The following is a 14,838-nucleotide window of genomic DNA, read 5'->3' on the forward strand; positions in this document are numbered from 1 at the left end:
AACGTGTTGCGTGATGACCATGAAGACATTGCACGGGCGTGGGTTAGGCACTTTGCTTTTACCGGGTGTAAACTTTTCGCATTGTGCCGATAGTATCGGTATCCACATTAATGACAGGACGTCTGTTGTCTGCAGCACGGTCTGACTTTCCATGTTTTTGCTCACAAACGAGCGATAAAAGGATCCAGAGTCTTCATGAGCGAATACTCCCTGTTTACCTCCGAATCCGTCTCTGAAGGACACCCGGACAAGATTGCCGATCAGATCTCCGATGCAGTGCTTGATGCCCTGATTGCCCGCGACAAGCAGGCCCGCGTGGCCTGTGAAACGCTGGTCAAGACGGGTGTGGCGATTGTGGCCGGCGAGATTACCACCAGTGCCTGGGTGGATCTGGAAGAGCTGGTGCGTCGCGTGATCTCGGAGATCGGTTATACCTCCTCCGAGGTCGGCTTTGATGGCGCCACTTGCGGCGTGCTTAACCTGATCGGCAAGCAGAGCATTGATATTGCTCAGGGCGTGGATCGTACCCGCCCCGAGGATCAGGGCGCGGGTGATCAGGGGCTGATGTTTGGTTATGCCACCAACGAGACGCCGTCCTATATGCCGGCGCCGATTCATTATTCGCATCGTCTGGTCGAGCGTCAGGCGGAGCTTCGCAAGAACGGTACGCTCTCCTGGCTGCGCCCGGATGCCAAGAGTCAGGTGACCTTTCGCTACGGCCAGGATGGCAAGCCGGTCGCAGTTGATGCGGTCGTGCTCTCAACGCAGCATGACGAAAGCATCTCGCAGGAGGAGCTGCGTCACGCCGTTGAAGAACTGATTATTCGTGATGTATTGCCGGCCGAGTGGATCACTGAATCCACGCGCTTTCATATCAACCCGACCGGCAAGTTCGTGATCGGCGGGCCGGTAGGCGACTGTGGTCTGACCGGGCGCAAGATCATCGTGGATACCTATGGCGGCATGGCGCGTCACGGTGGCGGTGCCTTCTCCGGCAAGGACCCGTCCAAGGTGGACCGCAGCGCAGCCTACGCCGGACGCTATGTGGCCAAGAATCTGGTCGCTTCCGGGATCGCCGAGAAGTGCGAGATCCAGGTGTCCTACGCCATCGGTGTGGCCGAGCCGACCTCGGTGGCCATCAATACCTTTGGCACCGGCAAGATCAGCGATGACAAGATCATCGAGCTGGTACGCGAGCATTTCGATCTGCGGCCCTATGCGATTACCCGCATGCTGGACCTGCTCCACCCGATGTATCAGCTCACCGCCTCCTATGGGCACTTCGGGCGTGAGCCGTTCGAGCATACCTATACCTGGAAGGACACGCGCGGCGAGGTGCAGACCGAGACCTTTACGGCCTTTCCCTGGGAGAAGACTGACCGGGCCGAAGCGCTTCGAGACGCTGCCGGGCTGTAAGCCCTGCTCGCCAGGCCGGGGCCTCCCGCGCCATTGCCCTGAAAGGCCCACGTACGCGTGGGCTTTTTTGTGGGGGAAGTTTGTCTATGCTCAAGGGCCCCTGCCTGTCCCGAGCAGACCGATTCTTCGATTGAGCACGTTTCTTATGCTGAACATTGCTGCACTTTTTATTACCGTGACCGCGCTTTTTTCGTGGTTCAACTATCGCTTTCTCCGCCTGCCGGCCACCATTGGTGTGATGGTGGTGGCTCTGGTGATGTCGCTGGCGCTGATGGCGCTGGACCATCTGGGCTTTACCTATGTGACGGGCCTGACCGAGCAGTGGCTTGGCGGCATCAACTTCAACGCGTTGTTGATGGACGGCATGCTGTCGTTTCTGCTGTTTGCAGGCGCCCTGCATGTGGATATCGACAAGCTCAAGCGCTATCGCTATTCGATCGGTTTTCTGGCCTCGGTGGGCGTGCTGGTCTCAACGCTTGCGATCGGCAGCGCCGCCTGGTGGCTGTTTGCCACCTTTAATATCCATGTGCCGTATCTCTTTTGTCTGGTCTTTGGCGCGTTGATTTCACCGACTGACCCGATTGCCGTGCTGGGCATCATGCAAAGCGCCGGGGCCCCGGAAGACATGGAGGTCAAGATCGTGGGGGAATCGCTGTTCAACGACGGCGTGGCCGTGGTGGTCTTTACCCTGCTGGCGGGGGCGGCCACGGCCGGGGAGCAGCTTACGGCGACGCATTCGCTGATGCTTTTTGGCGAAGAGGCCGGGGGTGGCCTGCTGCTGGGGATGGTGATGGGCTATATCGCCTATCGAATGATGAAAAGCATCGATCAGTATCAGGTCGAGGTGCTGATCAGCCTGGCGCTGGTGCTGGGCGGCTATGCGCTGGCCACCTGGCTTGAGGTCTCCGGGCCGATCGCGATGGTGATTGCCGGACTTTTCATCGGCAACCGCGGCCGCGAGCATGCCATGTCGGAAAATACCCGACGCTACGTGGACGGCTTCTGGGAGCTGATCGACGAGATTCTCAACGCCGTGCTGTTTGTCCTGATCGGGCTGGAGCTGTTGCTGATTCCGTTTGAGTGGAGCTACCTGATGGTGGCAGGCCCACTGATTCTGATCATCCTATCGGTGCGTCTTGTCACCATTGGGCTACCCATGATGGTGATGCGGCGCTGGGTTGACTATCGCCGCGGTACCACGCGGGTACTGACATGGGGCGGCCTGCGCGGTGGTATCTCGGTGGCGCTGGCCTTGGGGCTGCCGGACAGCGAATACCGCGAGCCGATCGTGATGATTACCTACATCATCGTGTTGTTTTCCATCCTGGTGCAGGGGCTGACCATCGGCAAGCTGGTCAGTCATGTGGTACCGGGTGTCGATCCTGCATCGGCCGACTCGAAACATCACTGAATGCTGGCCTCGTGTTTTGCAGCGAGATGCCGATAGTACGAGCAGGGCTGTCAGCGTTTGCGCCTGGTATTGACCACCAAAGGTACCAGCCCGCTATAATTTGCATCAGATTTTATCGCCTCACGCGTTTGTGGGGTGTCATGTCCGCCCGAGGGGCGCTGCAGCAAAGGCACGACTTTTGCGAGGCTCGGGTTGGATACTCCGGATTCAACGGCGCCCGCTATCTGTCAGGAGTGTTTCATGGCTACTGCCGAAAACGCCGTCAATCAGGACTATAAGGTCGCCGATATCAATCTGGCCGACTGGGGCCGCCGCGAGATTCGCATCGCCGAGACCGAAATGCCGGCGCTGATGAAGATTCGCGCCAAGTATCGTGATCAGCAGCCGCTCAAGGGCGCCCGTATCGCCGGCTGCATCCACATGACCATCCAGACCGCGGTGCTGATCGAGACGCTGATCGAGCTGGGCGCCAGCGTGCGCTGGTCCTCGTGCAACATCTTCTCGACCCAGGATCAGGCGGCTGCGGCCATTGCTGCCGCCGGTACCCCGGTCTTTGCCTGGAAGGGCGAAACCGATGAAGAGTTCTGGTGGTGCATCCAGCAGACCATCGAAGGCCCGGATGGCTGGCGCCCGAACATGGTGCTCGACGATGGCGGCGATCTGACCCTGATGCTCCACGATGATCACCCCGAACTTCTCGATGCCATTCACGGCATCAGCGAAGAGACCACCACCGGTGTTCATCGCCTGGTCGAAATGATGCGCAAGGGCACGCTGCGTGTGCCGGCCATCAACGTCAACGACTCGGTCACCAAGTCGAAAAACGACAACAAGTATGGCTGCCGCCACTCGCTGTCGGACGCCATCAAGCGGGGTCTTGATCACCTGCTCTCCGGCAAGCAGGCGCTGGTCATCGGTTATGGCGACGTGGGCAAGGGCTCGGCGGCTGGTCTTCGCAACGAGGGCATGATCGTCAAGGTCAGCGAAGTCGATCCGATCTGCGCCATGCAGGCCTGCATGGATGGCTATGAAGTGGTCTCGCCCTATACCGACGGCGTTAATGACGAATCGGGTAACAACCTCGATACGTATATGCTGGGCAAGATCGATGTGCTGGTGACCACGACCGGCAACATCAACGTCTGTGACGCCGGCATGCTGGGGGCGATCAAGAAGGGCGCGGTGGTGTGCAACATCGGTCACTTCGACAACGAGATCGATACCGCCTACATGCGCAAGCACTGGGCGTGGGAAGAGATCAAGCCGCAGGTCCACAAGATCTATCGCGATGGTACGCCGGGCAACTTCGACCCGACCAGCGATGACTATCTGCTGCTGCTCTCCGAAGGTCGTCTGGTCAACCTGGGTAACGCGACCGGTCATCCGTCGCGCGTCATGGACGGCTCCTTTGCCGACCAGGTACTGGCACAGATTCACCTTTACGAGCGCCGGTTCGCCGATATTCCGGTAGACGAGCGCCCGGAAGTCACCGTGGAAGTACTGCCCAAGCAGCTCGATGAAGAAGTCGCTCGCTACATGGTTGAAGGCTTTGGGGGCACGCTCACCAAAATGACCTCAAGGCAGGCCGAGTATCTGGGTGTGCCGCAGGAAGGGCCGTTCAAGCCGCATGAGTATCGCTACTGATCACATCCGCTGATCTTTTAACGCCGCTCCGTACAGGGGCGGCGTTTTTGTTTGGCGCTTGAGTGTCATGGCGAGGGTTGATGTGCCGGCCGCGTCCCGCCGTCTGATGCAGGGGCCGCTAGCGCGTCATCAGCTTTTTGAGCTGTGTGACGGTGCGGGTATTGAGCACGTCCTTTTTTTCCAGCCAGCCGCGGCGGGCCTGCGTTACGCCAAGCGCCATGTGCCCCAGTTGCTCGGGGGCATGAGCGTCGGTATTGATGGCAAGGGCTACGCCAATGTCGCGTGCCATGCGTGCCCAGTGGTCGGCGAGATCAAGTCTGGCCGGCTGGGCATTGATTTCGAGAAAGACACCGCGTGCCCTGGCCCCACGCAGTACGGCCTCGATATCGACCTCGTAGCCCTCGCGGCCGTTGATGATGCGGCCGGTAGGGTGCGCCAGAATATTGACGTATGGGTTGTCCATGGCGCGCAGGATGCGACTCGTCTGTTTCTCTCGTGACAGGTTGAACTTCGAATGTACCGAGAAGACGCAGACGTCGAGCTCTCTTAGCACGTCATCGGGAAGATCAAGAGTGCCATCTTCCAGGATATCGACCTCGTTGCCTTTCAAAACAGTAAAATTTTTCAAGCGCTCGTTGAGCGCATCGATCTCTGCCATCTGCTCGCGCAGGCGTCTGGCGTCCAGACCGTTGGCCATGGCCAGCCGTTTGGAGTGATCGGTGATGGCGATATAGCGATAGCCGCGACTTTTGGCGGCGTGCACCATGTCTTCAAGGCTCGCCTTGCCGTCGGAGGCAGTGGTATGCATGTGCAGATCACCGCGGATGTCCTCCAGGGTAATCAGCTCGGGTAGCTTCCCCTCGCGTGCGGCCTCGATCTCGCCACGGTTTTCCCGCAGCTCCGGAGGAATCCAGGGCAAATCGATCCGTGATAGAACGTCTTCTTCGGTACGGCCTGCCAGCTGTTTTTTCCCCTTGTAGATGCCGTATTCATTGATCTTGAGCCCGCGGTCGGTGGCCATTTTGCGAGTGGCGATGTTGTGTGTCTGCGAGCCGGTGAAATAGTAAAGGGCGGCGCCAAAGCTCTGGTCGGCTACCACGCGTACATCCACCTGCAGCCCCGAGTGCAGATAAACGGTGGATTTTGTTTCGCCGTGAGAGACGGTTTCGGCAATCTCCGGGTAGTCCATCAAGTGGGCCATGATGGCCGGGCCGTCATCGCTGCTGACCAGAATGTCGAGATCGCCGACGGTGTCGAGGCCGCGTCGCAGGCTGCCGGCAGCACTGATGCGCTGAGCACTTTTGGCGTGTTCCAGCCAGGCGATCAGATCGGCCGCGGCCCTGTGAGCTTCGTCGAGTCGCGTTCGGGGTGGGGCATCTTCCAGGCGTTCGGCCTCCTTGAGAATACCGGCTTCGGTCTTTTCACCAAAACCCTCGAGTGCGCGGATACGGCCTTCACGAGCGGCCTTTTTCAGGGACTCGAGACTGTCGATGCCCAGCGTCTCGTGAAGCTGGCGCACACGCCTGGGGCCCAGCTGACTGACCCGCATCAGTTGCAAAAGCCCGGGCGGCAGACGCTTTTCGACGTCCTCAAGTACCGTGAGGTGGCCCGTATTGATCAGCTCGGTAATCTTCTCGGCCAGATCACGGCCGATACCGGACAGCTCGGTCAGGGGTTCGTCACGTGCCACCATGTCCTGCAGGGCATGGGGGTAGGATTCAATGGTCTGCGCAGCACTTCGATAGGCACGCACACGAAAGGCGTTGGCGCCTTCGATATCCAGCAGATTGGCCAGGCGGTTGAGGGTACGGGCGATATCGGCGTTTTGCATGAGTCTCGGCTTCCGGTCCGGTCACATGAGTGGAGGGCAGAACTGCTGTCAGCATAGCGGCGCACCTGCCTTTTTTCGTTTCCGGTAGTCTGGGGTTGTCGATGACAGGGTCAAAAGAGGGCCGCCGGGCGGCCCTCTTTTGACAAGGCAGGGCTTGAGCGCGCAAGGGTTATTCCCAGCCAAGCTTTTCCATGTAGGCCCGCGCATGAACGTCGACCGCCTTGATGGCGTAGACGACCTGATCCGGCGTCAGCGGATAGGCCAGATTGTGGATCGATTCCCCGTCCTTGAGTGCGGCCTCGGCCACGCGATACAGGTCTTCGTCGCTGATGTCCTTGAGCTTGAGCGCCTCCAGCGTCATCGGCAGACCCAGTGCCAGATAGAGATCCAGATATTCTTCCAGCTCGGCCTGCGGCGTCTGGTCCAGAATCAGCTGGGCGACAGTGCCATAGGCGACCTTTTCACCGTGAGTGAGCTCATGGATTTCGCCGTGCAGGGCGGTGAAGCCGTTATGGATGGCATGAGCGCCGGCCAGTCCGCCGCTTTCAAAACCAAGCCCGCTCAACAGCGTATTGGCCTCGACCACGGCCTCAAAGGACGGGGTCACAATGCCGGCCTGGTTGGCCTGATAGGCGAGCAGGGCGTGATCGAAAAGCACTTCTTCGCATTTTTCACCGATGGCCTGACCCAGAATCGTTGCCTGACCGCCTGCCATGTTGGTGGCGCAGGCGCGAATGGCAGCGCGCGCCTCGACCCAGGTGGCCAGCGCATCGGCAATGCCGGAGGCCAGAAAACGCGGAGGGGCGTTGACGATAATGGCGGTATCGACCAGCACCAGATCGGGGTTTTTGTTGTAAAAGCGGTAGGACTCGAACTCGCCCTCGTCGCTGTAGATCACTGACAGCGCACTGGTCGGTGCATCCGTTGAGGCGGTTGTTGGCAGTACGGCACAGGCCGCTTTCATCCTGTCCGCCACGCCCTTGGCGGTATCCAGTGTCTTGCCGCCGCCAAAACCGATGACCACATCCGCCTTGAGTGTTTCGCCCTGCCGGATCAGTCGATCAATTTCGGCGCTTGAGGATTCACCTTCAAAAATGGCGCGCTCAAAGCGTATGCCGCTTTTTTCAAGGCTGTCACTCAACGCCCTGCCGGCCATTTTCCAGACGAAATCATCGGCGATGACCAGTGCCTGCTGGCCCAGTTGCGACACGTAGTGGCCGGCTCTGGAAAGCGTATTGGCGCCCTGAACATAGCGGCCGGGGCTGATAAAGACCTTCTCGCTGGGAGCGAACATCAGTGTTCTCCTTGGATAGTGGCGACAGGATGGTGACCAAATGAGTGTAGCTGTCTCTATAGCCTCTTAGGGGCAACGATTCGACGGATGTCGATGTTATGTCGATAATTGTCTGTCATTGAAGGTGTTTAACGTGACGCAGCTCATGCGTTGTCGAGACTGTCCGGGAGGATCCGATGGCCAGAAGGCCCAATGCACGCACTCTGTTTGTGTCCGATCTTCATCTGGGCACGCCTGATGCCCAGGCACAGCTGCTGCTCAATCTGATGCGGCTGGTGCGCCCTGAAAGGCTGTATCTGGTCGGTGATGTCTTTGATCTGATCGCCATGAAACGTCGGGCCATTTCGGTGCTGGATGGCCATCAGCAGCGTCTGGTGCGCCATATCCTGCGGCTGGCCCGGACCGGCTGCGAGGTCATCTATATCCCGGGCAATCATGACGCCGCCTTTCGTACCTTCTGCGGCGAAACCTTTCGCAGCATTGAAGTCCGGCGCGATGCCATTCATGTCACAAGGGATGGTCGGCGTCTGCTGGTCAGCCATGGCGACGAGTTTGACGGCCACTTCAAGGCGCCACGGTGGAAACTGGTCGTGGGCGAGATGGCGCTGCATACCATGCGTCGCACCAATCGCTGGACCGTACAGGCCCGTCGTCGCATGGGACGCCCGTACTGGTCACTGTCGGCGGCGCTCAAGCGTCGTTCAGGGAACGTCAAACACTTTGCCGGTGCCTTTCGTCAGTCCGCTCTGGCACGCGTACGTCGTGAAGGGGTGGATGGCTACATCGGCGGCCATATTCACATCCCCTTTTTCGGCGAGTGTGAAGGTTTTGTGTACTGCAACGATGGTGACTGGGTCGAAAACTGTACGGCGCTGGTGGAAGAATTTGATGGGCGGCTGCGTCTGGTCGACTGGCAGAACAAGACGCTGGTGGATGATCCCAGACCGCCCTCCGGGCACCGCGAGAAAACCGAGACCGAGGACTGGCTGGCCGATGAAGAAGGCCAGTCGGCATCTGATTAAAATAAAATTATTCCTGAGCCAGCTATTAACAGATTGAATAATTTGGGGTTTTTAACGCCATGAAAAATTGTGGCGTTTACTTTTGAAACCCGATGATGACAAAACGTACAATGTCCCTGAAAATTGGCTTATGCGGCATTTTGTCCCCGCGACGCTAGCCGCATCACCATTTCCCTACCCCTTCTTTATCTGTATCACCTGATAAAAACCATCCCATCAGTGGGAAGTATTAATAATCGGCGAGGTCATGCCGATAAACAGTGACTGGTCACATCGGCCAACGGTCGATGTTCAAGCATGACGCCTGCCCGCCCTGACAGCCGGTAATTCGGCAGGCGATGAGGAGATTGACCCATGACGGTTAATGTAACCCGAAGACAGTTCTTCAAGCTGGGGGCGGCCGGTGTGGCCTCTTCCAGCATGGCGATGATGGGGTTCGCCCCGGAGTCGGCTGAAGCGTCCGTTCGTCAGTTCAAACTGACGCACGCCAAGGAAACCCGCAACAACTGCACGTATTGTTCGGTAGGCTGCGGCGTCCTGATCTATAGCCATGGCGATGGTTCCAAGAACACTCGTCAGGAAGTTTTCCACATCGAGGGTGACCCGGACCATCCGGTTTCTCGTGGTTCTCTGTGCCCGAAGGGCTCGGGGCTTCTGGACTTTGTTCGCAGCGAAGGTCGTCTCGAATATCCGCAGGTACGTGCGCCGGGCTCCAGCGAGTGGAAGCGCGTCAGCTGGGATGAAGCGCTCAACAAGATTGCGCGCTACATCAAGGATGACCGTGATGCCAATTTCGTCGAGCGTGACGAAAAGGGCGGCACGGTCAATCATTGGACCACGACCGGCTTTCTGGCCGCTTCGGGCTCTTCCAATGAAGCGGGCTACATCACCCACAAGGTGGTGCGTAATCTTGGCATGGTAGCTTTCGACAACCAGGCGCGCGTCTGACACGGACCGACGGTGGCAGGTCTTGCCCCTTCATTCGGTCGCGGTGCGATGACCAATCACTGGGTCGACATCCGCAATGCCAATCTGATTCTTTCGATGGGCGGCAACTCTGCCGAGGCTCACCCCGTGGGCTTTCGCTGGGTTACCGAAGCCATTGAGCACAACAAGGCCAAGCTGATCTGCATTGATCCGCGTTATACGCGTACCTGTGCAGTGGCAGACTACAAGGCCTTTATCCGTACCGGGACCGACATCACCTTCCTGGGCGGTTTGATCCATTATCTGATCACGACCGATCAGGTACAGCACGAGTACGTCCTCAACTACACCGATGCTTCGCTGATCGTGCATGACGATTACGGTTTTGAAGACGGTATCTTTACCGGCTACAACCCGGACAAGCACACCTACGATGACAAGTCATCGTGGATGTACAAGCTCGGTGATGACGGCTTTGCCCTGCGCGATGAATCGCTCAAGGACCCGCGCTGTGTCTATCAGTTGATGCGTGAGCACTACAGCCGCTATGACATCGATACGGTGTCGAGCATCTGTGGCATGCCCAGAGAGCATATCGAACATATCTGGTCGGAAATCGGCAAGATGGCCGTGCCGCATCAGACCATGACGATCCTCTATGCGCTGGGCTGGACGCAGCACTCGATCGGCTCGCAGATCATCCGTACTGCTGCGATGGTCCAGCTGCTGCTGGGTAACATGGGCATGCCGGGGGGCGGTATCAATGCGCTGCGCGGTCACTCCAATATCCAGGGGCTGACCGATCTGGGTCTGCTTTCTCAGCTGTTGCCGGGCTATATGTCACTGGCCAATGCTGGCGAGCAGGACTACCCCGCTTATATCAAAAAGCGCGCCAAGCAGCCGATTCTGGAAGGGGAGGTCTCGTACTGGAAGAACTACGAGAAATTCCACGTCAGCCTGATGAAATCCTGGTTCGGCGATGCCGCAACCGAGGAGAACAACTGGTGTTTTGACTGGCTGCCCAAGCTTTCCAGGCCGCTCTATGATGTGCTCGATACCTTTGAGCGCATGCACAATGGCGAGATCAACGGTTACTTCTGTCAGGGCTTTAACCCGCTGGCGTCGTTCCCCAATCGCCAGAAGGTCACGGAAGGGCTGTCCAGGCTCAAGTATCTGGTCGTCATGGATCCGTTGAATACGGAAACCAGCGAGTTCTGGAAGAATTACGGCGAATACAACGACGTCGATTCGAGCCAGATTCAGACCGAGGTCATTCGACTGCCGACGACCTGCTTTGCCGAGGATGACGGCTCGATCACCAACAGTTCCCGCTGGCTGCAGTGGCACTGGGCGGCGGCACCCGGACCGGGCGAGGCACGTCCTGATACGCGCATCATGGGTGATCTGTTCATCCGTATTCGCGAGCTCTACCGTCAGGAAGGCGGGGTTTTCCCCGACCCGATCCTGAATCTGGACTGGGATTACAACATTCCCGAAGCACCGTCCTCGGAAGAGCTGGCTCAGGAGTACAACGGTCGTGCGCTGGTCGATCTGACCGACGACAACGGCAACGTGACCCGTCGGGCCGGCGAGCTGCTGTCGAGCTTCTCGGAAATGACCGCTGATGGCCGTACGGCTTCAGGCTGCTGGATATTTTCCGGTGCCTGGACCCAGGACGGCAACCAGATGGCGCGACGCGACAACTCCGACCCCTACGGTACCGGCAATACGCTGGGCTGGGCATGGGCGTGGCCGGCCAATCGGCGCGTACTGTACAACCGTGCCAGTGCCGATACGCAGGGCAGGCCCTGGGGCAAGGAAAAGGCGTTTGTCTGGTGGAGCAGCGAGCAGGGTCGCTGGATCGGCGCTGATGTTCCCGACTTCCCGCTGACGTCGGCACCGTCGAAGGGGCAGGGTCCGTTCATCATGCAGCCCTCGGGTGCCGGTGGTTTCTTCGCCGGTCAGAGCATGGTCGATGGCCCGTTCCCGGAACACTATGAACCATACGAGTCGCCGATCGACAACAATCCGTTGCATCCGAACAACCCGCTGGCGAGAAACAATCCGGCAGGACGTATCTTCGACAAGGATCGCGCGGATCTGGGAACGCGAGAGGAGTTTCCGCATGCGGCAACGACCTATCGTCTGACCGAGCATTTCCACTACTGGACCAAGCACGCCAGGCTCAATGCGGTTGTGCAGCCGGAGCAGTTTGTGGAGATCAGTCATCAGCTGGCTGAAGAGGTCGGTGTGGTCGCCGGGGACTGGGTCAAGGTGTCTTCCAACCGTGGCTTTATCAAGGCCGTGGCAGTGGTGACCAAGCGTCTACAGCCGCTGCGCATTGGGGATCGTGATGTGCATCACGTGGGTATTCCGATTCACTGGGGCTTCACTGGCGTGGCGAAAAAGGGCTATCTGGCCAACGCCCTGACGCCGGTCGTGGGCGATGCCAATACCCAGACACCGGAATACAAGTCATTCATCGTCAAGGTCGAGAAGGCATAAGGGAGGGCATATGATCAATTCACAAAATATCGTTGCCCGCTCCGCAACGACACTGCCGGCACCGCATGCGCGCGACAACGTGGTCGAAGTGGCCAAGCTGATCGATGTTTCCAAGTGCATCGGTTGCAAGGCCTGCCAGGTCGCCTGCATGGAGTGGAATGACCTGCGTGATGACGTCGGTGAGTGCCATGGGGTGTATGACAACCCCATGGACCTGACCGCCGAGTCATGGACAGTGATGCGCTTTAGTGAAGTCGAAACGGACGTCGTGGGCGGTGATGATGTCAGCAAGGAGAAGCAGCTTTCCTGGCTGATCCGCAAGGATGGCTGCATGCACTGTGCCGAGCCGGGCTGTCTTGAAGCCTGCCCGGCGCCCGGTGCCATCGTGCAGTACGCCAACGGTATCGTCGACTTCGATTCCAACAACTGCATTGGCTGTGGCTACTGTATTACCGGCTGTCCGTTCAATATTCCGCGTATTTCGGAAAAGGACAGCAAGTCCTACAAGTGCACCCTGTGCTCTGATCGTGTGACCAACGGCCTGGAGCCGGCCTGCGTCAAGGCATGTCCGACCAACTGCATCGAGTTTGGCAGCAAGAAGGACATGCTGGCGCGCGCCGAAAAGCGGGTCAACGATCTAAAGGAACGTGGCTACGAAAAGGCCGGGATTTATGATCCGGCCGGGGTGGGGGGTACGCACGTGATGTATGTACTGCATCACAATGACGAGCCCGGGCTCTATCACGGTCTGCCGAAGGACCCGCGTATTTCGCCGGTCGTCGGTGCCTGGAAGGGCATTACCAAGCCCATCATGTCCGCCATTCTGGGGATCACGGCGTTTGCCGGTTTCTTCCACTACATCACCAAGGGCCCGAAGGAAGAGCCTACGGATGAGGAAGTCTTCGGCGAAGGCGATGACCATCATCGTGTCTCACGTGAAGAGGAGCATCGGTCATGAACTTCAAGAAACAAAAGACCATGCTGCGTTACGGCCCGGGTACCCGGGCCAATCACTGGGCAATGGCAGGTGCCTTTATCCTGCTGACGCTGTCAGGGCTTGCCTTCTTTCATCCGCCGTTTTTCTTTCTAAGCAATACGCTGGGTGGGCCGGTCTGGTCACGCGTGCTACATCCCTTTATCGGTGTGGTGCTGTTTGTGCTGTTTGTCATCATTGCGGTGCGACAGCTCAAATATAATCTGCTGATGAAAAACGATGTGCAGTGGATGCGCCAGATGGGCGATGTGCTCAATAACCGGGATGAAAAACTGCCGCCGATCGGCAAGTACAATCCGGGCCAGAAGATGGTGTACTGGGCGCTGATTCTCTGCATTCCGGTGCTGTTGATCACGGGTGTGATCATGTGGCGTCCCTGGTTTGCCGGGTTCTTCCCCATCCCGCTGATTCGCGTGGCAAGCCTTGTGCACGCACTGGCGGCCTTCATTGCGATTGCGACCATCATTGTGCATGTGTATGCGGCCATCTGGGTCAAGGGCTCCATCAAGGCCATGACTCGTGGTCGCGTGACGCATGCCTGGGCGAAGCATCATCATCCGCTCTGGTATGAAGACGAAATGAAAAAGCCCTCGCAGCGTGCGGGAAACGAGAACGCTTCCGAGCGTGACACGACATCCCATCACGGAGCTCGCCATGACGGCCGAACATCAGGCTGAACATGATTATGGTGCTACCCCCGGCGGGGTCGTTGAACCCCCCGCCGTGGTACTGCCCGAACGACGTCTTTTCAGTCAGCGTTCGCGCCGCCTGCGCGACCTTTCCAGACGCATGCGCTCAATGGCCGATTTTCTCGGCTTTGCCGCGCGCCTGGCGCAGGCTCAGCATCAGGTATTGCAAAAGCGCACGAGCACCTTTCAGCCGGACAGTCAGGCCTTTGATCTGGCACTGGAGCACGGCATGCCGCCGCTTTCAGTCCAGTCATTGCAGTCTGATCTGGACTGGCAGGAGGATCTGGACGCTCTGTGTGATGCGCTTGAGCTTAATGTGGGTCAGGCGCAGCAGCAGCTGATCCGCCAGCTCCGCCAGCTGGAGCGCAAGACGCGCCAGGACATTGCCACCGAGGTGCTTGAAGCGGGCAGGGGAACGGAAGACATTCGTGCCTTTATGCCGCTGGTGGCCGCCGCACTGCAGGTCGCATGGCTTCGCCAGTGCTCCGTGCTGCCTCGTCCGCCGAAGCGAGCCGAAGGCACGGCGCAGACAGTCTGCCCCTGCTGCGGTGCATTGCCGGTGGCCAGCCTCATTCAGGTGGGTCGCGAGCGTTCTCGCGTGCGCTATATGCAGTGCTCGATCTGTGCGGCCGAGTGGTATATGGAGCGGGCGCGCTGTACGACCTGCTTTGAGACCGGCAATCTGGATTACGTGGGTCTTGAAGGCGAAGACGGCAAGCGGCCGTTACCGGTTCGTGCAGAAGCCTGCGGTGAATGCCAGAGCTATGTAAAGATCATTCATCGCGATACCGAGGTGGATGCCGATGCCCTGGCCGATGACCTGGCAAGCCTGGGGCTGGATATCATGATCGCCCGCGAGCGTGATATCGGTCGCAGCAGCTATAACCCCTGGATGGTGGCGGGCTGATCGTCATGCCCTGTCCCTTGAACGCGCTCAACAGGAGCGCGTTTTTTTATGTCGTTATATCAAAACAATCTCTATAGAAAATGTATCCTGCTTGTTTCAATACTTTTTTAAAGGATGATGACCGGCTTGAAGGATCGTGTACCGTATGGTCCGATTCCAGCCTGTTACTGCCTGAGCAGCTGCCATACTCTGGGTTGA

At 58.5% G+C, this 14,838-nt stretch carries 10 protein-coding genes and 1 riboswitch; of the genes, 8 read left to right on the forward strand and 2 right to left on the reverse strand.

The genetic code is table 11. From position 1 onward, the window contains the following. The first annotated feature begins 195 nt into the window (after nt 1-195). The 3 genes from metK (at nt 196) to ahcY (ending at nt 4,471) form a co-directional block, all read left to right on the forward strand. Nucleotides 196-1,416, forward strand: coding sequence for a methionine adenosyltransferase (metK, locus tag ACUN8C_RS01315; RefSeq protein ID WP_445620586.1), 1,221 nt, complete (start codon nt 196-198; stop codon nt 1,414-1,416). A gap of 130 nt (nt 1,417-1,546) precedes the next feature. Further along, nucleotides 1,547-2,827 (forward strand): cation:proton antiporter, encoded by a 1,281-nt coding sequence (locus tag ACUN8C_RS01320; protein ID WP_445620587.1) that lies wholly within the window; start codon nt 1,547-1,549, stop codon nt 2,825-2,827. Between the two features lie 144 nt (nt 2,828-2,971). Then, nucleotides 2,972-3,053, forward strand: a riboswitch (S-adenosyl-L-homocysteine riboswitch). Between the two features lie 14 nt (nt 3,054-3,067). After that, nucleotides 3,068-4,471: an adenosylhomocysteinase gene (ahcY, locus tag ACUN8C_RS01325; RefSeq protein ID WP_445620588.1), complete on the forward strand. Its 1,404-nt coding sequence runs from the start codon at nt 3,068-3,070 to the stop codon at nt 4,469-4,471. A 118-nt stretch (nt 4,472-4,589) separates the two neighbouring features. Here ahcY and polX read toward each other — a convergent pair whose 3' ends face one another. Then, a complete protein-coding gene (gene polX, locus ACUN8C_RS01330) occupies nt 4,590-6,302 on the reverse strand; it encodes a DNA polymerase/3'-5' exonuclease PolX (protein WP_445620589.1) in 1,713 nt (570 codons plus the stop codon). Nucleotides 6,303-6,471: 169 nt separating this feature from the next. After that, on the reverse strand, nt 6,472-7,596 hold the full coding sequence (locus ACUN8C_RS01335; RefSeq protein ID WP_445620590.1) for a glycerol dehydrogenase: 1,125 nt from the start codon (nt 7,594-7,596) through the stop codon (nt 6,472-6,474). Nucleotides 7,597-7,772: 176 nt separating this feature from the next. On the opposite strand from ACUN8C_RS01335, the gene ACUN8C_RS01340 reads away from it, so the two are divergent. The 5 genes from ACUN8C_RS01340 to fdhE all read left to right on the forward strand — a co-directional run bounded on the left by ACUN8C_RS01340 (nt 7,773) and on the right by fdhE (nt 14,640). Next, complete coding sequence (locus ACUN8C_RS01340) at nt 7,773-8,618, forward strand: UDP-2,3-diacylglucosamine diphosphatase (protein ID WP_445620591.1); 846 nt, start codon at nt 7,773-7,775, stop codon at nt 8,616-8,618. A gap of 354 nt (nt 8,619-8,972) precedes the next feature. Further along, the gene (gene fdnG / locus ACUN8C_RS01345) at nt 8,973-12,050 is read left to right on the forward strand and encodes a formate dehydrogenase-N subunit alpha (protein WP_445620592.1); all 3,078 of its coding nucleotides are present in this window, start codon (nt 8,973-8,975) and stop codon (nt 12,048-12,050) included. A 10-nt stretch (nt 12,051-12,060) separates the two neighbouring features. Next, the gene (fdxH, locus tag ACUN8C_RS01350) at nt 12,061-13,008 is read left to right on the forward strand and encodes a formate dehydrogenase subunit beta (protein ID WP_445620593.1); all 948 of its coding nucleotides are present in this window, start codon (nt 12,061-12,063) and stop codon (nt 13,006-13,008) included. After that, nucleotides 13,005-13,721, forward strand: coding sequence for a formate dehydrogenase subunit gamma (locus tag ACUN8C_RS01355; RefSeq protein WP_445620594.1), 717 nt, complete (start codon nt 13,005-13,007; stop codon nt 13,719-13,721). Before fdxH ends, ACUN8C_RS01355 begins: the two co-directional genes overlap by 4 nt. Next, entirely contained in the window at nt 13,699-14,640 is a 942-nt protein-coding gene (gene fdhE, locus ACUN8C_RS01360) for a formate dehydrogenase accessory protein FdhE (RefSeq protein ID WP_445620595.1), read from the forward strand. Before ACUN8C_RS01355 ends, fdhE begins: the two co-directional genes overlap by 23 nt. The last annotated feature ends 198 nt before the right edge of the window (nt 14,641-14,838 follow it).

The organism is Kushneria sp. Sum13 (genome assembly GCF_052692355.1).

Coding starts and splice junctions, on each gene's coding strand:
- metK (WP_445620586.1), top strand. CDS start 196: ATGAGCGAATACTCCCTGTTTACCTCCGAATCCGTCTCTGAAGGACAC.
- ahcY (WP_445620588.1), top strand. CDS start 3,068: ATGGCTACTGCCGAAAACGCCGTCAATCAGGACTATAAGGTCGCCGAT.
- polX (WP_445620589.1), bottom strand. CDS start 6,302: ATGCAAAACGCCGATATCGCCCGTACCCTCAACCGCCTGGCCAATCTG.
- ACUN8C_RS01335 (WP_445620590.1), bottom strand. CDS start 7,596: ATGTTCGCTCCCAGCGAGAAGGTCTTTATCAGCCCCGGCCGCTATGTT.
- ACUN8C_RS01340 (WP_445620591.1), top strand. CDS start 7,773: ATGGCCAGAAGGCCCAATGCACGCACTCTGTTTGTGTCCGATCTTCAT.
- fdxH (WP_445620593.1), top strand. CDS start 12,061: ATGATCAATTCACAAAATATCGTTGCCCGCTCCGCAACGACACTGCCG.
- ACUN8C_RS01355 (WP_445620594.1), top strand. CDS start 13,005: ATGAACTTCAAGAAACAAAAGACCATGCTGCGTTACGGCCCGGGTACC.
- fdhE (WP_445620595.1), top strand. CDS start 13,699: ATGACGGCCGAACATCAGGCTGAACATGATTATGGTGCTACCCCCGGC.